This is a genomic window from Oceanivirga miroungae, assembly GCF_902505095.1.
Classification (GTDB): domain Bacteria; phylum Fusobacteriota; class Fusobacteriia; order Fusobacteriales; family Leptotrichiaceae; genus Oceanivirga; species Oceanivirga miroungae.
Genome location: NZ_CABWIB010000001.1, coordinates 477,072 through 496,867, shown reverse-complemented (window position 1 = coordinate 496,867; position 19,796 = coordinate 477,072). Strand labels below are relative to the sequence as shown.

Sequence of the window (19,796 nt, the reverse complement as noted above, 5' to 3'; positions counted from 1 at the left end):
AAATACTTGACAATTTCCATAATTTGCTGTACTATGCAACTATAACAGTATAAGGGGTTGATTAATTTGGAATTTAATAATAAAAGTCCTATATATATTCAAATAGTAGATGAGATTATAGATGACATAATTAAAAAAAAGTATGTAGCAGGAGAAAAGATGATAAGTATTAGAGATTTAGCTGTAAAATACACTATAAATCAAAATACTGCAATGAAATGCCTAAAGGAATTAGAGTTACTAGGTATTATTGAAAATAGAAGGGGTATCGGGTATTTCTTAACTGAGGATAGTAAAAAAATATCTAGCCTAAAAAAAGAAAAAGTAAAAACTTCTATTAAAAACTTTATAAAAGACATGAGTGTAGCTGGGTTTACTAAAGATGAAATAATTGAACTCATAGAAAAGGAGTATGAATAATGTTATTAGAAATTAAAAATCTTAATAAAAAGATAAAATCAAAACAGATACTAGATAATGTTAAGCTAGAATTAGAAGAAGGTGTAATACTTGGCTTACTAGGTCCTAATGGTAGTGGTAAAACAAGCCTTATGAAAATACTAGTTCACTTAAATAGTTATAATTCCGGTGAAATAAAATTAGATGGTAAAGATATATCAATATTATCAAATAAGGATATTAGCTATTTACCAGATGTTAATTTTTTAGATGATTCAATAAAAGTTAGCTCTGCAATAGAACAATTTAAGTATTTTTATAAAGATAACTTTAATGAAGAAAAAGCAAATAAGCTTTTATTAGAACTTGAAATAGATAAAAATGCAAAAATTAAAAACTTATCTAAAGGTATGATAGAAAAACTAAATTTAATACTAATTTTAAGTAGAGTTGCTAAACTATATATACTAGATGAACCAATAGCTGGGGTTGATGTAATAACTAGAAAACAAATATTAAACTTAATAATTGAAAATATAGACGAAAAATCATCTGTAATAATAACTACACATTTAATAAAAGATATTGAACAAATATTTGACCAAGTTGTATTTATTAAAGACGGTAAATTATCTAATAAATATGATGTAGAATCGATTCGTTTAGATGATAGTATTTCAGTTGAAGATTTATATATAAAAGAATTTGGAGGTATAAAAAATGTTTAGATATTTTAATTACATCCTAAAGAAAAACTTACCACTAATGGTACTTGAACAAGTTTTACTAGTTTTACAAACATTTTATATGTTGAACTTATACCGTATATATACTTCTTTTATGGGTATTCATTATCTACTTTTACTTATATTAGCATTAACAACTTTTTCGTTATTTATTATTGTACTTTCAAATATATTTATTAAGGATTTATTTACTACTCAAGGCTATTTTATATTCACTCTCCCAATAAAACCGATAAATATTATAGTCAGTAAAATATTACTAGGTGTATCATTTTTAATAGTTAATAGTTCTATACCAGTAATTATAGATTTAGTTTACTATAGATATCCAATAAATATTAATGTTAATAATCTATTATCCCTATTTGTCTTTGTATCAAATATCTTTATATACATGACAATTGGGTATGTATTTATAATAATATTTAAGATATTATTTAATTCAAAATTATTAACATATATTTTAACAGCTATATGTTTATCAATATTTACATATTTTTACACTAGTCTAATTGTAAATTTTGCTAGTTTTGAAAATATATTTTCAATACTTAATATTATAGCGATATCATTAGATATATGTGCTGTAGTTGCAATTTACTTAATATCTAAAGTGTTTGATAAAAAATTTACTATGTAAAATAAGTGGCAAAAGCCACTTATTTTTCATCTATATTTCTAATAATACTGGTGCATGATCAGACCCTAATACTTGATCTAATATATCAGCATTTTTAATTTCTTTTACTAAATTTGGACTTACTACAAAATAGTCTATTCTCCAGCCTGTATTTCTAGCTCTAGCATTTGCTCTATAAGACCACCAAGAATACTTTATTTTCTCAGGATACATATATCTAAATGTATCTACAAATCCACTTTCTAAAAGTTTAGTAAACTTATTTCTTTCTTCAATTGTAAATCCAGCACTTCTTGTATTAGTTTTAGGATTTTTAAGATCTATCTCATTATGAGCTACATTTAAATCTCCACAAACTATTACTTCTTTTTTTTCTTTTAAATCTAGTAAATACTTTCTAAATTCATCTTCCCATACTTGTCTATAGTCTAATCTTTCAAGTTCAGCTTTAGAGTTTGGTGTATATACCGTTATAAAGTAAAAGTTTTCAAACTCTAAACATATTACTCTACCTTCAGTATCATGTTCAGGAATACCTATCCCATAACTTACATTTATTGGCTTAATTTTACTAAATACTGCTGTTCCTGAATAACCTTTTTTTTCAGCATAGTTATAGTACATATGGTAGCCCTCAGGATTAAAATCTAGTTGACCCTCACTTAACTTAATTTCTTGTAACCCTATTATATCTGGATCTTGTTCATTTAAAAAATCTTCAAATCCTTTTTTCATTACAGCTCTTAATCCATTTACATTCCAGGATATTAATTTCATACTATCCCTCCTGTATTTCGTCTATTTCTCTTATTTTACCTTGTTTTTTCCACCATGCTGCTATATATACAAATGGAGTATCTAAAACAGAAACTATTACCTTAATTAAGTAAGTTGATATAACTATTTGAATTAAAGTACTCATGTCAAATACACCTAAAAATGCAATAGTTGTAAATACTATACTATCTAATAATTGACTTAAAAATGTACTTAGGTTGTTTCTTATCCATATGTTTTTAAAACTAGGAAATACTTTTCTTATAGCTTGGTATAAATAAATATCTAAGTATGTTGATGCAACATAAGCTGTAAGTGAAGCTATAGTAAGTCTAAATAATGGTGTAAATAATGCTTTTAATGCTGGTTGTATTGTATCAAAACTTGCAGGATTCATTAAAATTGCAATATTCATAACTAAAGTTGTAAATATCATTGTTACAAATCCAATAGAAACTACCGTTTTAGCATATTTTTTACCATAGTTTTCTGATAATATATCTTCTATTGTTGATATACTTGCATATGCTATATTCCCCATAGTTGCTTCTATTCCAAATAACACTATTAGTTTATTAACTTGAATATTTGCTATTACTACTGACAATGGAACAAATATCATAAGTCCTAATTTCCCCCATCTTTTGTATGCTAATAATATAAATATGTAGTTCACTAATACATATGCTAACCAAATAAACTCATTTCTAAAAAATATATCTTTCATCTATTTATCCTCCCCAAAAATGTACTCATCGTATGTAGATAATTTTTCTATTACTCTGTCTTCTTTAATATCTATTATTTTATTAGACACTGTTTCATTAAACTCATGATCTTTTGTTGTAAATAGAATTGTTCCATTAAATCTCATTAATGCCTTATTTAGTGATGTTATTGACTCTAGATCCAAATGATCTGTTGGATTATCCATAATTAATACATTAGCTCCACTTAACATCATCTTAGATAACATACATCTAACTTTTTCTCCACCACTTAAAACATTTGCCATTTTCTTAGCTTCTTCTCCTGAAAATAGCATTCTTCCTAAATATGAACGTATGTATTCTTCATGTTCATCTTTTGAATATTGTCTTAACCAATCAATTAAATTTAAGTCAACTCCTTCAAAGTATTCAGAATTATCTTTTGGAAAATATGAAGTACTAGTTGTTACTCCAAATGTATATGACCCTGAATCAGGCTCTAACTCACCACTTAAAATTTTAAATAGCGTTGTTATAGCTAAGTCGTTTTCACTAATAAATATTACCTTATCATTTGTGTTTATAGTAAAACTAACATCATTTAATACTTTTTTACCATTTATAGTTTTAGATATATTAGAAACAGATAATAAGTTATTCCCTGCTTCTCTGTCTGGTTTAAAGTCTATCCAAGGATATTTTCTATTAGATACTTCTAAATCTTCTAATTGTAATTTTTCTAATTGTTTTTTTCTACTTGTTGCTTGTTTTGATTTACTTGCATTTGCACTAAATCTAGCTATAAAGTCTTGTAACTCTTTTCTTTTTTGCTCTATTTTTTTATTTTGGTTTCTCATTAATTCTTGCATCAGTTGACTTGATTCATACCAGAAATTATAGTTTCCTACATAAATTTTAATCTTACCATAATCAATATCTGCTATATGTGTACACACCTTATTTAAAAAGTGTCTATCATGTGATACTACTAATACTGTTGTATCTTCTAAATCCATTAAAAAATTTTCAAGCCAAGTTGTGGCATTTAAATCAAGTCCATTTGTGGGCTCGTCTAATAGTAAGATATCTGGATTCCCAAATAAAGCTTGAGCTAATAAAACCTTAACCTTGTCTGCTTCTATTAAATCACTCATTAGTTTTGTATGTTTTTCTACTTCTATTCCTAAACCTAATAATATTTTTTCAGCATTAGTTTCAGCGTCCCAACCATCTAATTCAGCAAATTCACCTTCTAATTCAGCTGCTAACATTCCATCTTCTTCAGTAAATTCTGATTTAGCATATAGAGTTTCTCTTTCTTTAATTACTTCATAAAGTCTTTTATGCCCCATTATTACAACATCTAAAACTACATCATTTTCATGAGCAAAGTGGTTTTGTTTTAAAAAAGATAATCTTTTTTTCTTATCAATAATTACTTCACCAGTAGTTGATTCTATTTCTTTAGTTAGAACTTTTAGAAATGTTGATTTCCCAGCACCGTTTGCACCTATTATTCCGTAGCAATTACCACTTGTAAACTTAACATTTACATCTTCAAATAATTTTCTACCTCCAAACTGTACTGATAAATTACTTGTTTGTATCATCTAATCCTCTCCTTTATTATATTCTAATTCACTTGCTTTTAAGGTGTATATGACATTTTTTCTTTCTACTTTAATTTGTATTTTTTCCATTAAATCCTTATCTTCTACTATTTTATCAATTAAATTTTTAGCAGGATTTAATGCAATAGGATGCCCTACTAATTTAAACATAGAGTAGTCTCCTTTTGTGTCACCATAAGCATATGAATTACTTAAATCTATATCGTATTTTTCACAGAAATTTTTAATTGCTTCTTGTTTACTTTTACTATCCCACATAGGAATAACTTCGCCAGTATATTTATTATTTTCTACTACATATTCACTAGCATAAAAATATTCTATTCCTAATTTTTCTGCCATTTTTGAGACTAAAAAGTCAGGACTCCCTGATATTATGACAATTTTATCATTTCTGTCTTTATGAAACTTAAGCATTTTTTTAGCATATCTATACTGATTTTCCCATTTTAAATCAATTACTCTTTGAGCTACATAGTTTACATCTGCCTCATCTAATTCCATTAATCCATTTACATAATGCTTTGTAAGTGGTTCTAGATAATCATCATAGTCACCTTCTCTTTTAGCCCATTTATTAAATTTTTCTTCGACTGAGCCACTAAATGCTTCATATTTTATGAACTTATATGTAATTAACATTTTAAAATGTTCAATAAGTAATGAATTTCTAAAAATTGTTCCATCTATATCAAAAAACGCAGCAATATTCGCCATAAAAATCACCTCAAAATATTTTAGCATATATGGTGGTAAAAATAAAGGGTGGAAATGCATACCTGTACTTATTTATTCAAATATTATTTTAAATCTAAATAATCAAATTAATTCATTAAAAGATATTGTTATGCATAAAACAAATCTTATTAAAGAACTAGAAGATAAAGTAACATCTATTAAATTATCTAATCAAATTAAAAAATTAAATGGTACTTATGTTGAACCTACTGATGAAACTTCTAGATCTCCTGTTTACGAATACTTTAAAGTTGATAAAGAAGCTATTAAAACTCCTATTGTTAGCACTCCATCTCTTAATTACAAAGAGATACTTGCTAATGGTAAATTTAAGCATTCTAAGGCTTATTTAAAGCCTAATTTCCCTAATCCTGACCAAATATGTCCTAACTGTTCTTCTACTAAAGAATGGCACTATTTACATACCAAAACTCAAAAAAGATGTAAGTTATGTCTTAAAACTTTTATCTTTAGCGAATCTCAAAAGATTAAAATATCTGATTTATCAGATGACCAAAACCTAGTTTTTGCGTGTCCTTACTGCTATAAAACTCTTAGTTTTAGAGTATCTAGGTCTGCATTCGATGTATATTGTTGTAAAAACAAAAAATGCCCTTTTAGAATTAAAGCTAAAGAAGAAATCATTAAAACTCACGGTTCATTAAAGAATCAAGATAAAATCTCGTATATTTATCGTGATATTAAAACTTCAATAAATGATGTTTTTAAATTTATTGATTCTAGTAAAACTGATATACCTAAAAGAAATTTTATATTTAGAAATTTTAATTCTAAAATCTTTTAACTTTCTAATAGAGATACAGCAGCTGCTATTAAAGATTTATATGGTATAGATATTACACATACAACAGTTAATACCTACTGTAAAATGGCTTCTTCTTTGATTTATTCTATTAACCAAATGCCTACAAACAATATTTCTAATCAAATAGTTGGCGATGAAACTTATATCAAAATCAAAGGTAAAAAGCATTATGTTTGGATATTATATGATTTAAAATATGAAAACATAGTATCTTACCATATCTATGAAAAAAGAGATTTTAATGCTTGTGCTGTTGTTTTTCTTAAACTTATTGAAAAATACAAAGAAAAACCAAAAGAACTTTTTGTTATGTCTGATAAATTTACTGCTTATCCTATGGCTCTTCAATTTATTCAAAAAGAGTTAGGAATTACCATTCGCCATACAGCTGTTAAAGGTTTAGAAATACATGATGGTGAAGATAGTAAAACTCGTATTGCTAAACAAAAAATTGAAAGACTTAATAGAGTTTACAAAGAATCTTACCGTATCACAACTGGATATTTCAATATCAGTGGTGCTAGACATTCCTTTGAACTTTGGATGTTCTACTTTAACTATATGCGTCGTAAAAACGGTGAGTTTAGAAATAGCCTAGATTTTTTAGATATTAAAACTAATATCAGTAATCTAAATATGCCTTCTAGATATGCTTTAGTTTTTGACCATATTAGACTTAAATTAAGTTCTTAAATATTTTATTTTAATTGTCCTATTCCCAATTTGAAAATTGGTCTTTTTGTAGTATTTACTTTTTTCTAAATTGTTAATCTATTTAGATTTAAGTAAATATTTTTTTGTATTGGGCTTTCTTTCGTAAATTTTCATGATTTTTTCATTCACTACTTTCCATTACCGATATAATTGTATCTTCATTTTAAATTTTTTCCATTACAACTTTTTCCAAATAATTAAGGAAATTTGATTCTAAAATATTTATAAATTTTAGTTTAAAATATATCATATACTTTTTAAATATATAAAAAAAAACAAGTTTTACCTTGCCTTCTTCATGTACAACTATTTTAAATTTTTTTCTTTATTAAATTAATAAATAGTATTTGTATTACAAATGCTACTAATGCTAAGAATTGATATGAAATATTTAAGCTAAATATATCTCCAATTTTTCCTACTACTGGGAAAAATATAATCATTGCTAAACTAAAAAACATACTTTGAAAAGATAGAACAGTTGCTCTTTGCTTACTAGGTATTAGTGTATTTAAGTAATTACTCGATACTACAAACATTGCGCTTTCATTAATATTTACTATAAACATTCCTAAAATTGTTAGACTACTTATAGATATTAGAATAAATCCTATTACATTTATAAATGGTAAGAATAATAATAAATTTCTTATTCCAAATTTTTCTTCTAATTTAGATGTAAATACTACTAAAATACCTGTTAAAACGCCTATAGCTGCTAGAACTATTCCTATTTCGAAATTATTATATCCTTCAAATTTTAGCAGATTTTGACTATAGTAAAAACTTGTTATTGCAAATGAGGCAACTAATTCTATACAAATTATTATTACGCTAATTCTTGTATCATTTTTAACTACACTAACACTATCTATAAATTGCTTTTTAAAAGTTTTATAGATGTTAATTTCTCTATCTACTTTTCCTATACTAGGTTCTGTAAATGTCATACTCTGTAAAATTGATATTAAGGTTACAAATGCTGCTATTTTATAAGTTAAATTATATGAAATATTTGCCAAATACCCTCCTAATAGTAGCGATACTGCTCTTGTAACTTGCAGTATCATTTCACTATTTGATTGTATTTTAATATACTCTGCTTCTTTTTTTAATTCTTTTAAACTATCATAGACTAAAGCTTCTCCAGCTCCTGATTCTAAGTTATTACCTAATGCACTAAAAACAAAACTTATAGCTATAACTAAAATATTATTACTAAATAACATTAAAAGTAAGCTTACTAAATTTAATACTCTTCCTAAAGTTCTTGATGTTTTTCTTCCATATATATCAGCAATAGCTCCTGTTGGGATCTCCATAGTAAACGATGTTATATGATATATTGTTTCCATTATTCCTATTTGAAACAAAGAAAAACCTTTTGATGTTAAATATAAAACCCAAACAGCATGAGTTAAACTAAAATTTATTAAAAACCAAAAAATATAGTTTCTATAAATATTTTTATTTAATTTTTCTTTCATTTCTTCTCCTTACCTATATTTTCTTATACTTGGCGATATAGTTGCGAACAAAGTTGTAATTAAATATACTATTGTTCCATAAATAAATACACTCTTAATCCCATATTTATCTGCTATTCTACTAGCTATAAAAAGAGAAATTAAGTAAGTCACCTGTAATAAAATGTCTCTAAAAGAAAATACTCTTGCTATTACTTTACTATCTGTTGATTTTTGAATTAGGCTTTCTTGTAAAACATTTCTAAGTTGAGCTGGTATTCCTATTAAAAAAGATAAAAAAGTAGCATAATAAACATTTTTATTGAATACATATACTAAAGTTATACAAAATACTAAAAATGATGAATAAATAAGAGATTTTCTTGTAGAATTATCTACTATATAAGAATATTTAGATACTAATATTCCTCCTAATATTAAACCTAAAAAAAATGCTGACCCTTGATAACCCCACCAATTTTCACTAGCATTTAAAATTTTTGTTGTAAAAGCTAATAAAAATGTTGGCATCCATATTACATTTGCAAAATTTTCTATAATATCCATAATAGTAATTGATTTTAGAAGTTTATGTTCAAAAAACGGTTCTATTCCATCAGTTATTTTTTTTATACTAAATACATTTTTCTTATTTATATTTTTACTCTTTTGCATATTCATCCCTAAAATAGAAAAAGATGATAGAATATAGCAAATAGATACAAATAATATGGAATAATCTACTCCTAATAAATCTGTTATTGGAAAGGCAATAATCCAACCGGTAGTTTGCATTATTTGAATTATAGAAACAAAAATACCATTTGCTTTAACTAATAAATCTTTTTTTACTATAAGTGCTACTGTTGCTAATCTACTAGGACTATATGCTCCATTAACAAAACTTAAAATAAAGGTTAATAAATATATATACATTAAATTTATACCGTTATATTTTATAAATAACATAAATAAGAGTAATGAAATTCCATTAATTAAATTTGCAAAAAACATTATTTTTTTGTACGAAATATCATCTATATAAAAACTATTAAATATTCCACTAATTATTGCAGCTATGGTAGTTATAATAAGAACAAGCGTTGAATTACTTACAGAATTTGTCTTATTATATACTAAGATAATTATTACAACATTAAAAAATAAACCTGAAAATGTATTAAGTAACTGACTTAGTAATAATAAGATATAATTTTTATTTAAAAATTCCATTGTTCGTCTCCTTTTTTATATAGGGTACTGTAAACTATACAGTCCTTTTTTATTTATATATTTTAATTTATATATTGATTTTATTGGGCTATATCACTTTTTTTCAAAAAAAATTGTGATACCTCCCATTTTCCTGTATAATTGAATCGCAAAACACAACCAAGAAAGGGTGATATCACGTGTCAATTATAGCAAATTTTACTAACAATATTCAAGACCTTATTTATTCAAATTCTATTTTAAATCTAAATAATCAAATTAATTCATTAAAAGATATTGTTATGCATAAAACAAATCTTATTAAAGAACTAGAAGATAAAGTAACATCTATTAAAAAATCTTTAAATTATCAAAAAAGAAAAAATAAAGAATTATCTAATCAAATTAAAAAACTAAATGGTACTTATGTTGAACCTACTGATGAAACTTCTAGATCTCCTGTTTACGAATACTTTAAAGTTGATAAAGAAGCTATTAAAACTCCTATTGTTAGCACTCCATCTCTTAATTACAAAGAGATACTTGCTAATGGTAAATTTAAGCATTCTAAGGCTTATTTAAAGCCTAATTTCCCTAATCCTGACCAAATATGTCCTAACTGTTCTTCTACTAAAGAATGGCACTATTTACATACCAAAACTCAAAAAAGATGTAAGTTATGTCTTAAAACTTTTATCTTTAGCGAATCTCAAAAGATTAAAATATCTGATTTATCAGATGACCAAAACCTAGTTTTTGCGTGTCCTTACTGCTATAAAACTCTTAGTTTTAGAGTATCTAGGTCTGCATTCGATGTATATTGTTGTAAAAACAAAAAATGCCCTTTTAGAATTAAAGCTAAAGAAGAAATCATTAAAACTCACGGTTCATTAAAGAATCAAGATAAAATCTCGTATATTTATCGTGATATTAAAACTTCAATAAATGATGTTTTTAAATTTATTGATTCTAGTAAAACTGATATACCTAAAAGAAATTTTATATTTAGAAATTTTAATTCTAAAATCTTTTCTAAAGTAATTTACTTTAAAGTTAATCTAAAACTTTCTAATAGAGATACAGCAGCTGCTATGAAAGATTTATATGGTATAGATATTACACATAAAACAGTTAATACCTACTGTAAAATGGCTTCTTCTTTGATTTATTCTATTAACCAAATGCCTACAAACAATATTTCTAATCAAATTGTTGGTGATGAAACTTATATCAAAATCAAAGGTAAAAAGCATTATGTTTGGATATTATATGATTTAAAATATGAAAACATAGTATCTTACCATATCTCTGAAAAAAGAGATTTTAATGCTTGTGCTGTTGTTTTTCTTAAACTTATTGAAAAATACAAAGAAAAACCAAAAGAACTTTTTGTTATGTCTGATAAATTTACTGCTTATCCTATGGCTCTTCAATTTATTCAAAAAGAGTTAGGAATTACCATTCGCCATACAGCTGTTAAAGGTTTAGAAATACATGATGGTGAAGATAGTAAAACTCGTATTGCTAAACAAAAAATTGAAAGACTTAATAGAGTTTACAAAGAATCTTACCGTATCACAACTGGATATTTCAATATCAGTGGTGCTAGACATTCCTTTGAACTTTGGATGTTCTACTTTAACTATATGCGTCGTAAAAACGGTGAGTTTAGAAATAGCCTAGATTTTTTAGATATTAAAACTAATATCAGTAATCTAAATATGCCTTCTAGATATGCTTTAGTTTTTGACCATATTAGACTTAAATTAAGTTCTTAAATATTTTATTTTAATTGTACTATTCCCAATTTGAAAATTTGTCTTTTTGTAGTATTTACTTTTTTCTAAATTGTTAATCTATTTAGATTTAAGTAAATATTTTTTTTGTAATGGGCTTTCTTTCGTAAATTTTCATAATTTTTTCATTCACTACTTTCCATTACCAAAATAGTTTTCAATATGTTATATGCCGAAAAAGAATTTTATCAATAAAAAATTTATTTTTTTTTTAGTTATTTTAACAAAAAAAACTAAAAAAAGCCTATAATCTTTATTTTTAAAATTATAGACTCTCTCTATCAAATAATTATCTATACGAATTAATATCATTTATTAAAATTTCAACTCTTCTTTGTTTTCCATAGTCTCCTTCAACTCTTTCATTATATCCATAAGATTTTAGTATAATATTAACATCATTTGATAGTCCTAATTCAATCAAGGCTTTTTTAGCTTCTCTTGCTCTTCTCATACCCAAATCTAAATTATACTCTTCATTATGTCTAATATCTGTATATCCTATTATTACAATTGTCTTATTAGTAAATTTACTATTAACTACTTCTACAATTTCTTTTAACTTTACAGTTTGTTCTCCTGTTATTTTATCACTATCTAAAACAAAGTTATCTATTGTATAACTTATACTTTCTTTTTCTTTAAGTTTTAAAACTTCTTTTTCTAGCGCTTCTATTCTTTCAATAAGTTTATTATTAATTGGATTTTCTTTTACTACTTCAACTACTTTAGTTTCTTCTTTTTTTATTTTACCTAATGATAAATTAATACCTGCAGCTATTCCAATATTAGCTTTTTCTCCAATTGAAACACTAGCCTTATATACAAAGTTTCTATCCCTATTTTGACCTGATATCCCTATAGCAAAAGCACCTTTTCCATTATATAAACCTGTTCCTGCCCCTATACTAAACAACCTATCATAAGTAACTTGAGGTATTGTTGCAATAGCATAAGAACTTGCTATCCCTGATGAAAGTTTTTTTACACTATCATCAATATTTTTTTTACTTATACGACCTGAATTCTCATCTAGACTTATTAATAAGCCTTTTCCTACATTTTCAGCTTTTAACCCCTCACCAAAATATATTCCAAGTTTACCAAAATCATCAAGTCCTGTAATTTCATCACCTGATAAATTCCCATTACTTGCTCTACCATTATTATAGAAAGTTGGACTCCAAGCTTTAAGTTGAGCCAAATTAACTGCATCAGTAAGTTTTGTACCTGCTGAAACTCCTGTAATTTGACGTATTATTCCAAGTTCAGAATTACCAACTGAAAATGCACCAGCTGTAGATTTCCAAGGCCCGCTTACATCACTTAATTCTTTTCTATCTTTTTTCCAAATTTTTATTTTTTCTAAAGCCTCATTATTTAACTTTACATATTCACCAATAATTTTTTCCCCTTCTTCTTTAGTCGTCCATTTTTCAGTTTTATATTCTAATAATTTTTTCTCTGCAGCTATAGCTGCCTTATCACTATCATTTTTTGCATTTTTCTCTGCTTTATATTTTTTTTCATATTCTCCTTTTTGGGATAAATCTGAATCATTCATTACTCTTCCTAATTTAGGATTATATCCATATGTATTCTTATCTGTTTCTGCTAATGAATAACTTCCAATTGCTACGCCATCATTCACAGCTGTCTTTGAGTAATTCCCAAAGGCTATTGCATCATTTGTATCTTCCAAAATATATGCTCTTTCTCCTATTACTGTACTACCCTGACCTTCAGAAATTGAGCTGTACCCTATTGCTAAAGATTTAAATCCCATAGCATAATTTCCATGACCTAATGTTAAAGAGTCTTCACCAGCATTATTATTACCTATACCAAAAGCCATACTAAAATCACCAGTTTTAATTTCTCCATTAATTCCGTAATTTTTTTTGAATTCTCTATTATTTTGATTTCCATAAACTATACTACCATAACCACTACTATAATTAAGATACCCAACTGTTTGACTCTTTATTCCTTCAACAATATTAAATGCACCCACTGCAGTAGAGAATTTCTTTGCTACTGTATTGACACTACCAACAGCACTTGAACTTTTTGCTGTTGCTTTATTAAAATAACCTAGTGCTGAAGCATTTTTTGCTGTTGCTTTATTATAAGAACCAACTGCAACACTTCCAGCACCTGTAGCTTCACTTTTAAATTCTTTTTCAGTGTTCTCTATATCCTCTCCATTAATAAGTAAAGCACTTATTCCAGTTGCCTTGTTTTCTAAATTTTTGCTATATCCTATTTGTTGTACTGCAAATAAAATAGCAATAAAATAAAATAAAAAATTTTTTTGTTTCATAACTTCCACCTCTTTTTTTTAAAAGGTACTGTAAAGTATACAGTACTTTTTATATGTATATATTTTAATTTATATATTGATTTCATTGGGTTATACCACTTTTAAAAAAAATTGTTATACCTCCCATTTTCCTGTATAATTGAATCGCTAAAAACAACCAAGAAAGGGTGATATCACGTGTCAATTAGAGTAAATTTTACTAACAATATTCAAGAACTTATTTATTCAAATATTATTTTAAATCTAAATAATCAAATTAATTCATTAAAAGATATTGTTATGCATAAAACAAATCTTATTAAAGAACTAGAAGATAAAGTAACATCTATTAAATTATCTAATCAAATTAAAAAATTAAATGGTACTTATGTTGAACCTACTGATGAAACTTCTAGATCTCCTGTTTACGAATACTTTAAAGTTGATAAAGAAGCTATTAAAACTCCTATTGTTAGCACTCCATCTCTTAATTACAAAGAGATACTTGCTAATGGTAAATTTAAGCATTCTAAGGCTTATTTAAAGCCTAATTTCCCTAATCCTGACCAAATATGTCCTAACTGTTCTTCTACTAAAGAATGGCACTATTTACATACCAAAACTCAAAAAAGATGTAAGTTATGTCTTAAAACTTTTATCTTTAGCGAATCTCAAAAGATTAAAATATCTGATTTATCAGATGACCAAAACCTAGTTTTTGCGTGTCCTTACTGCTATAAAACTCTTAGTTTTAGAGTATCTAGGTCTGCATTCGATGTATATTGTTGTAAAAACAAAAAATGCCCTTTTAGAATTAAAGCTAAAGAAGAAATCATTAAAACTCACGGTTCATTAAAGAATCAAGATAAAATCTCGTATATTTATCGTGATATTAAAACTTCAATAAATGATGTTTTTAAATTTATTGATTCTAGTAAAACTGATATACCTAAAAGAAATTTTATATTTAGAAATTTTAATTCTAAAATCTTTTAACTTTCTAATAGAGATACAGCAGCTGCTATTAAAGATTTATATGGTATAGATATTACACATACAACAGTTAATACCTACTGTAAAATGGCTTCTTCTTTGATTTATTCTATTAACCAAATGCCTACAAACAATATTTCTAATCAAATAGTTGGCGATGAAACTTATATCAAAATCAAAGGTAAAAAGCATTATGTTTGGATATTATATGATTTAAAATATGAAAACATAGTATCTTACCATATCTATGAAAAAAGAGATTTTAATGCTTGTGCTGTTGTTTTTCTTAAACTTATTGAAAAATACAAAGAAAAACCAAAAGAACTTTTTGTTATGTCTGATAAATTTACTGCTTATCCTATGGCTCTTCAATTTATTCAAAAAGAGTTAGGAATTACCATTCGCCATACAGCTGTTAAAGGTTTAGAAATACATGATGGTGAAGATAGTAAAACTCGTATTGCTAAACAAAAAATTGAAAGACTTAATAGAGTTTACAAAGAATCTTACCGTATCACAACTGGATATTTCAATATCAGTGGTGCTAGACATTCCTTTGAACTTTGGATGTTCTACTTTAACTATATGCGTCGTAAAAACGGTGAGTTTAGAAATAGCCTAGATTTTTTAGATATTAAAACTAATATCAGTAATCTAAATATGCCTTCTAGATATGCTTTAGTTTTTGACCATATTAGACTTAAATTAAGTTCTTAAATATTTTATTTTAATTGTCCTATTCCCAATTTGAAAATTGGTCTTTTTGTAGTATTTACTTTTTTCTAAATTGTTACTCTATTTAGATTTAAGTAAATATTTTTTTTGTAATGGGCTTTCTTTCGTAAATTTTCATGATTTTTTCATTCACTACTTTCCATTACCCCTTAATTAAAAAATTCTATCTTGCTTTATATTTTACATCGATTAACAAATTTGTCAAAAAAAAAATAGCAATAAATTTAAACAAACATTTTTTTAAATTATATACTTAATTTTTATAAAGAAAAATAATTATTGTTTTACCAAAATACAATAAAAGGTATACACAATAAATATATATGACTAAAAAAATTTTTATTGTATAATATATTAAAATATGGTAGAGAGGAATTAGTTAGGGTGATAGATATAAGTTTTAAAACTGGTATGCATATACAAAAGATTTATAATGACACTTTCTATATAGATAAAACAATGATAATTGATGAGTTAATAGATAAGAATGGAATTAGAGAAAAAGAAGTTGTACTAATCACAAGACCTATCATATATTTGGATTTTAAAAATCCTAGTGTTACTGATTTTAATTCTATGCTAAGAAGTGTTGTAAAGATTTTCAGGAGGGAAATTCGTAGTTTTTTATTAAACTCTAATATAGATGATATTACAAAAAAAGAATTATTAGATATTAAAAAGATGAACCAACAGCTAATATAGTTCAAGATCTATTGTCATATTTCATAGACTTATACTATTATACCTACAAAATAGAACCTATTGTTTTAATAGATGAATATGATAGCTTTGTTTTAGAAATGTTAAATCATGAAGATATTGATAAAGTTATTTCATTTTATAGAACATTTTTGGTAGAGCATTAAAAGGGAATAGAAATTTACATTTTGCAGTATTAGCTGGAGTTACAGAACTTACTAAAAATTCAGTATTTTCTGCAATGAAATAAGGTCGCATTGTACCTCTTAACATCTACATTTTCTATATTAACTTTAACATCAGGTTTTATCGAATCCCTTATAGATAGCAAAAGCAATAACTTCTTTTTTTATTTCATTTGTTTTAATTCTAAATTAATATTCATAAATTACCTTTTCACAACTACATTATTATTTTAAAACTATGTTATATCAAAAGCTTAAAGCTATATCAAATAGACCTTAACACTTTTTTAGTATTAGAATTAAAAAAACACAACTAAGTAGCTGTGTTATTTTCTTAATTTTCTTGCTAATGAATATGTAGCTGTTACTCCTATTATATTTGCTATAATATATGCTATTCTATATACTTTTAATGATAAGTATTTTGATATTACCGGCATTACATAATCATGTGTAAAGAAAAAGTTTGTTTTCAACTTATTATTTACAAAATATGCGTTTGTAAATGCTAATAACAATACAACAACTGATACTAAATACATTTTAAAAGATAGTCTTTGTTTAAAATATACAAAACCGTATATTGCTGTCATTATTATCATAGTATGTGTTAGATAAAATACTATTGGATAATACCATGTTATATATGTAAAATTAGATGGTATGAACATAACTAATATTGGAGCAAAAATCCAAGTTACAATTATACCGTATAAATATTTATTCTTTGTTATTAAATAAATACCAGATAATATTATTAATATATTACACATGTGAAATGGTAGTGCATCCACTGCTTGCGAATACACTCCATCTACCTTAATTTTTTCTAAAAATACTCTTATTACTATATCAGCTATTTTTGATAACAGTATAAAATATCCTAAGAATGTAGCATATTTTCTTTTGTTAAATACTATTGCTAAAACTAATAGAAATAGTGTTATAATCCAAGCTGTTAACATAGAATTTATATGATTTGAGTTAAAGCTCGCCATATAGTATACTTTTTCCAAGTTATTCCCCCTTAACTAATCTTTCTGTATCAAGGGCTATCATTAATTCTTCTTTAGTTTCAACTTTTAATATTTTAACTTTTGAGTCAGCTGCTGTATAATCAGCTGTTCCATCTACTCTTATTTCATTTTTTTCAGTATCCATTTTTATTCCTAAGAATTCTAAGTTTTCACAAACTTTTCTTCTTACCTTAGCAACATTTTCACCTATTCCACCAGTAAATACGATAGCATCAATACCATTTAATGCTAATATGTATGAACCTATAAAGTTTCTGACTCTGTAACAGAACATATTAAATGCTAAGAAAGCTTTTTCGTCATTTTCTTCCATACCCTTTAAGATATCTCTAAAGTCTGAACTTTTTTCAAATATTGCTTTTAATCCAGATGTCTTATTTAATCTTGTATCCATCTCAGAAGCAGTTAATTCTCTTTTTTGCATTAAGTATAACGCAACTGCTGGATCCATATCACCACAACGAGTTCCCATCATTATACCACCTAATGGAGTTAAGCCCATTGAAGTATCTACAACTTTTCCATCTCTTACTGCTGATATACTAGCTCCATTTCCTAAATGACACACTATTATTTTACTATCTTCTTTATTTAATAAATCTTTTACATAAGAACTTACATATTTATGACTTGTTCCATGTGCTCCATATTTTCTTACCTTATACTTTTTATAGTCTTCATGAGGTAAAGGATATCTAAATGCGTAATCTGGCATAGTTCTATGGAAAGCTGTGTCAAATACTGCTACATTTGGAGTATTTGGTAATAACTCTCTCATTAATTTTATACCCATAACATTTGCAGGATTATGAAGTGGTGCTAAACTTGCTAATTCTTCAATTTTAGCTATTACATCTTCATCTACTATTACAGCATCATCAAAGTATTCTCCACCTTGAACTACTCTATGTCCTATTGCATCTAATTCTTCTATGCTTTTTATTACACCAATTTTTTCATCTGTTAATACTTTTAATAAATGATCTATTGCATCTTTATGTGTAGGCATACTAACTTTTGTTTCTTTTTCAACATAAGAATTAACCTTGTTCTTATATGTAAATAATTGATCTGATATTCCTATACGTTCACATATACCATTTACTAATGTTTGTTTTGTAGATGTATCTATCACTTCAAATTTTAATGATGAACTTCCACTATTTATAACTAATATTTTCATTCTATTCTCCTTCTATTGCAGTAACTGCTACTATTGATACTATATCTTCTACACTACATCCACGAGATAAATCATGAACTGGTTTTGCTAATCCTTGAATAAATGGTCCTAGTGCAGTTGCTCCTGCAAATCTTTGAACTAATTTATACCCAATATTACCAGCACTTAGGTTAGGGAAGATAAGTACATTAGCTGATCCTGCTACTTTTGAGTCTTTTGCTTTTAACTCAGCTACACTTGGAACTATTGCAGCGTCTAATTGTAATTCTCCATCATAAAGGAAATCTACTTGTCTTTCATCTAGAATTCTTTTTGCTTCTGTAATTTTATCTACACACATTCCTCCAGCACTACCTTTAGTTGAATAACTTAATAAAGCAACTTTTGGTTCTTTTATCTTAGCTATTGTTTTAGCCTTATTAACTGCTTCTATTGCAATATCAGCTAATTGTTCTGGAGTTGGGTCTGGTATAACTGCTGAATCAGAGAATACCATTACACCATTTTCACCTAAATCCTCATTTTTTAGAATCATAATGAATGAACTTGATACTGTTTTAAGTCCTGGTTTTGGTCCTATTACTTGTATAGCTGCTCTTAATACCCAAGCTGTTGGTGATATACTACCAGCTACCATTCCACTAGCTATACCTTGTTTAACTAACATAGCTCCAAAATATCTTTCATCTGTTCTCATTATTTCTAATGCCTTTTCATAAGTTAAACCTTTTTTCTCTCTCATTTTTGCAAAAATTTGTGCAAATTCTTCTGTTTTTTCATAAGTCATAGGATCTATTATTTCAGCTTCACTAATATCTATTCCAAACTTATTTGCATCTTTAGTTATTTTATCAACATTACCTACTAAAATTACCTTTGCAAACTTTTCTTTTTGTATTTGAGCAGCTGCTCTTAATACTCTTTCATCTTGTGTTTCTGGTAAAACTACTTTTTTTACATTTTTTAATAACTCTTGTTTAAATTCTTTAATTAAATCTCTAGACACT

The 19,796-nt window shown here is 26.1% G+C and carries 20 protein-coding genes; 10 read left to right on the top strand and 10 right to left on the bottom strand.

Features of this window, described 5'->3' with window-relative positions; all coding sequences use genetic code 11:
- Positions 1 to 66 precede the first annotated feature (66 nt).
- The 3 genes from OMES3154_RS02535 to OMES3154_RS02525 are packed head-to-tail and all read left to right on the top strand — an operon-like array spanning position 67 to position 1,785.
- Complete coding sequence (locus tag OMES3154_RS02535; RefSeq protein WP_197271472.1) at positions 67 to 420, top strand: GntR family transcriptional regulator; 354 nt, start codon at positions 67 to 69, stop codon at positions 418 to 420.
- Complete coding sequence (locus OMES3154_RS02530; RefSeq protein WP_156683234.1) at positions 420 to 1,127, top strand: ABC transporter ATP-binding protein; 708 nt, start codon at positions 420 to 422, stop codon at positions 1,125 to 1,127. The genes OMES3154_RS02535 and OMES3154_RS02530 overlap by 1 nt, the downstream gene beginning before the upstream one ends.
- Positions 1,120 to 1,785, top strand: a complete 666-nt coding sequence (locus tag OMES3154_RS02525; RefSeq protein ID WP_156683233.1) for a hypothetical protein — start codon at positions 1,120 to 1,122, stop codon at positions 1,783 to 1,785. The genes OMES3154_RS02530 and OMES3154_RS02525 overlap by 8 nt, the downstream gene beginning before the upstream one ends.
- A 30-nt stretch (positions 1,786 to 1,815) precedes the next feature.
- On the opposite strand, the gene OMES3154_RS02520 is transcribed toward OMES3154_RS02525, so the two are convergent.
- The 4 genes from OMES3154_RS02520 to OMES3154_RS02505 are packed head-to-tail and all read right to left on the bottom strand — an operon-like array spanning position 1,816 to position 5,620.
- Positions 1,816 to 2,562: an exodeoxyribonuclease III gene (locus OMES3154_RS02520; protein WP_156683232.1), complete on the bottom strand. Its 747-nt coding sequence runs from the start codon at positions 2,560 to 2,562 to the stop codon at positions 1,816 to 1,818.
- A gap of 1 nt (position 2,563) precedes the next feature.
- Entirely contained in the window at positions 2,564 to 3,289 is a 726-nt protein-coding gene (locus OMES3154_RS02515; RefSeq protein WP_156683231.1) for a queuosine precursor transporter, read from the bottom strand.
- Positions 3,290 to 4,882, bottom strand: coding sequence for an ABC-F family ATP-binding cassette domain-containing protein (locus OMES3154_RS02510; protein ID WP_156683230.1), 1,593 nt, complete (start codon positions 4,880 to 4,882; stop codon positions 3,290 to 3,292). It lies immediately after the preceding gene.
- Positions 4,883 to 5,620, bottom strand: coding sequence for an HAD family hydrolase (locus OMES3154_RS02505; protein WP_156683229.1), 738 nt, complete (start codon positions 5,618 to 5,620; stop codon positions 4,883 to 4,885).
- Positions 5,621 to 5,750: 130 nt separating this feature from the next.
- On the opposite strand from OMES3154_RS02505, the gene OMES3154_RS02500 reads away from it, so the two are divergent.
- Complete coding sequence (locus OMES3154_RS02500; RefSeq protein ID WP_156683228.1) at positions 5,751 to 6,446, top strand: hypothetical protein; 696 nt, start codon at positions 5,751 to 5,753, stop codon at positions 6,444 to 6,446.
- Positions 6,447 to 6,473: 27 nt separating this feature from the next.
- On the top strand, positions 6,474 to 7,160 hold the full coding sequence (locus OMES3154_RS02495; RefSeq protein WP_197271539.1) for a DDE-type integrase/transposase/recombinase: 687 nt from the start codon (positions 6,474 to 6,476) through the stop codon (positions 7,158 to 7,160).
- A gap of 332 nt (positions 7,161 to 7,492) precedes the next feature.
- On the opposite strand, the gene OMES3154_RS02490 is transcribed toward OMES3154_RS02495, so the two are convergent.
- Together OMES3154_RS02490 and OMES3154_RS02485 are read right to left on the bottom strand one after the other, a co-directional pair.
- On the bottom strand, positions 7,493 to 8,668 hold the full coding sequence (locus OMES3154_RS02490) for an MFS transporter (protein ID WP_156683227.1): 1,176 nt from the start codon (positions 8,666 to 8,668) through the stop codon (positions 7,493 to 7,495).
- Between the two features lie 9 nt (positions 8,669 to 8,677).
- Positions 8,678 to 9,880: an MFS transporter gene (locus OMES3154_RS02485; protein ID WP_156683226.1), complete on the bottom strand. Its 1,203-nt coding sequence runs from the start codon at positions 9,878 to 9,880 to the stop codon at positions 8,678 to 8,680.
- A 179-nt stretch (positions 9,881 to 10,059) separates the two neighbouring features.
- Between OMES3154_RS02485 and OMES3154_RS02480 the strand changes: the two genes are divergently transcribed.
- Entirely contained in the window at positions 10,060 to 11,637 is a 1,578-nt protein-coding gene (locus OMES3154_RS02480) for a DDE-type integrase/transposase/recombinase (protein WP_156683225.1), read from the top strand.
- A 307-nt stretch (positions 11,638 to 11,944) separates the two neighbouring features.
- Here OMES3154_RS02480 and OMES3154_RS02475 read toward each other — a convergent pair whose 3' ends face one another.
- Positions 11,945 to 13,978, bottom strand: coding sequence for an OmpA family protein (locus OMES3154_RS02475; protein WP_156683224.1), 2,034 nt, complete (start codon positions 13,976 to 13,978; stop codon positions 11,945 to 11,947).
- A 177-nt stretch (positions 13,979 to 14,155) separates the two neighbouring features.
- Between OMES3154_RS02475 and OMES3154_RS02470 the strand changes: the two genes are divergently transcribed.
- The 4 genes from OMES3154_RS02470 (at position 14,156) to OMES3154_RS02455 (ending at position 16,551) form a co-directional block, all read left to right on the top strand.
- The gene (locus OMES3154_RS02470; RefSeq protein ID WP_156683223.1) at positions 14,156 to 14,953 is read left to right on the top strand and encodes a hypothetical protein; all 798 of its coding nucleotides are present in this window, start codon (positions 14,156 to 14,158) and stop codon (positions 14,951 to 14,953) included.
- A 27-nt stretch (positions 14,954 to 14,980) separates the two neighbouring features.
- The gene (locus OMES3154_RS02465; RefSeq protein WP_197271539.1) at positions 14,981 to 15,667 is read left to right on the top strand and encodes a DDE-type integrase/transposase/recombinase; all 687 of its coding nucleotides are present in this window, start codon (positions 14,981 to 14,983) and stop codon (positions 15,665 to 15,667) included.
- 360 nt (positions 15,668 to 16,027) lie between these two features.
- On the top strand, positions 16,028 to 16,387 hold the full coding sequence (locus tag OMES3154_RS02460; RefSeq protein WP_156683221.1) for a hypothetical protein: 360 nt from the start codon (positions 16,028 to 16,030) through the stop codon (positions 16,385 to 16,387).
- 11 nt (positions 16,388 to 16,398) lie between these two features.
- Positions 16,399 to 16,551, top strand: coding sequence for an AAA family ATPase (locus OMES3154_RS02455; RefSeq protein WP_197271470.1), 153 nt, complete (start codon positions 16,399 to 16,401; stop codon positions 16,549 to 16,551).
- Positions 16,552 to 16,895: 344 nt separating this feature from the next.
- On the opposite strand, the gene OMES3154_RS02450 is transcribed toward OMES3154_RS02455, so the two are convergent.
- The 3 genes from OMES3154_RS02450 to pta are packed head-to-tail and all read right to left on the bottom strand — an operon-like array spanning position 16,896 to position 19,795.
- A complete protein-coding gene (locus OMES3154_RS02450) occupies positions 16,896 to 17,585 on the bottom strand; it encodes a TMEM164 family acyltransferase (protein ID WP_156683219.1) in 690 nt (229 codons plus the stop codon).
- 1 nt (position 17,586) lies between these two features.
- Positions 17,587 to 18,789, bottom strand: a complete 1,203-nt coding sequence (locus OMES3154_RS02445; protein ID WP_156683218.1) for an acetate/propionate family kinase — start codon at positions 18,787 to 18,789, stop codon at positions 17,587 to 17,589.
- A gap of 1 nt (position 18,790) precedes the next feature.
- Entirely contained in the window at positions 18,791 to 19,795 is a 1,005-nt protein-coding gene (pta, locus tag OMES3154_RS02440) for a phosphate acetyltransferase (RefSeq protein ID WP_156683217.1), read from the bottom strand.
- Position 19,796 lies beyond the last annotated feature (1 nt).

Bases quoted from the DNA above. Each gene is read 5' to 3' on its own strand.
- OMES3154_RS02530 (WP_156683234.1), top strand. From the start codon at position 420: ATGTTATTAGAAATTAAAAATCTTAATAAAAAGATAAAATCAAAACAG.
- OMES3154_RS02525 (WP_156683233.1), top strand. From the start codon at position 1,120: ATGTTTAGATATTTTAATTACATCCTAAAGAAAAACTTACCACTAATG.
- OMES3154_RS02520 (WP_156683232.1), bottom strand. From the start codon at position 2,562: ATGAAATTAATATCCTGGAATGTAAATGGATTAAGAGCTGTAATGAAA.
- OMES3154_RS02515 (WP_156683231.1), bottom strand. From the start codon at position 3,289: ATGAAAGATATATTTTTTAGAAATGAGTTTATTTGGTTAGCATATGTA.
- OMES3154_RS02510 (WP_156683230.1), bottom strand. From the start codon at position 4,882: ATGATACAAACAAGTAATTTATCAGTACAGTTTGGAGGTAGAAAATTA.
- OMES3154_RS02505 (WP_156683229.1), bottom strand. From the start codon at position 5,620: ATGGCGAATATTGCTGCGTTTTTTGATATAGATGGAACAATTTTTAGA.
- OMES3154_RS02500 (WP_156683228.1), top strand. From the start codon at position 5,751: ATGCATAAAACAAATCTTATTAAAGAACTAGAAGATAAAGTAACATCT.
- OMES3154_RS02490 (WP_156683227.1), bottom strand. From the start codon at position 8,668: ATGAAAGAAAAATTAAATAAAAATATTTATAGAAACTATATTTTTTGG.
- OMES3154_RS02485 (WP_156683226.1), bottom strand. From the start codon at position 9,880: ATGGAATTTTTAAATAAAAATTATATCTTATTATTACTAAGTCAGTTA.
- OMES3154_RS02475 (WP_156683224.1), bottom strand. From the start codon at position 13,978: ATGAAACAAAAAAATTTTTTATTTTATTTTATTGCTATTTTATTTGCA.
- OMES3154_RS02445 (WP_156683218.1), bottom strand. From the start codon at position 18,789: ATGAAAATATTAGTTATAAATAGTGGAAGTTCATCATTAAAATTTGAA.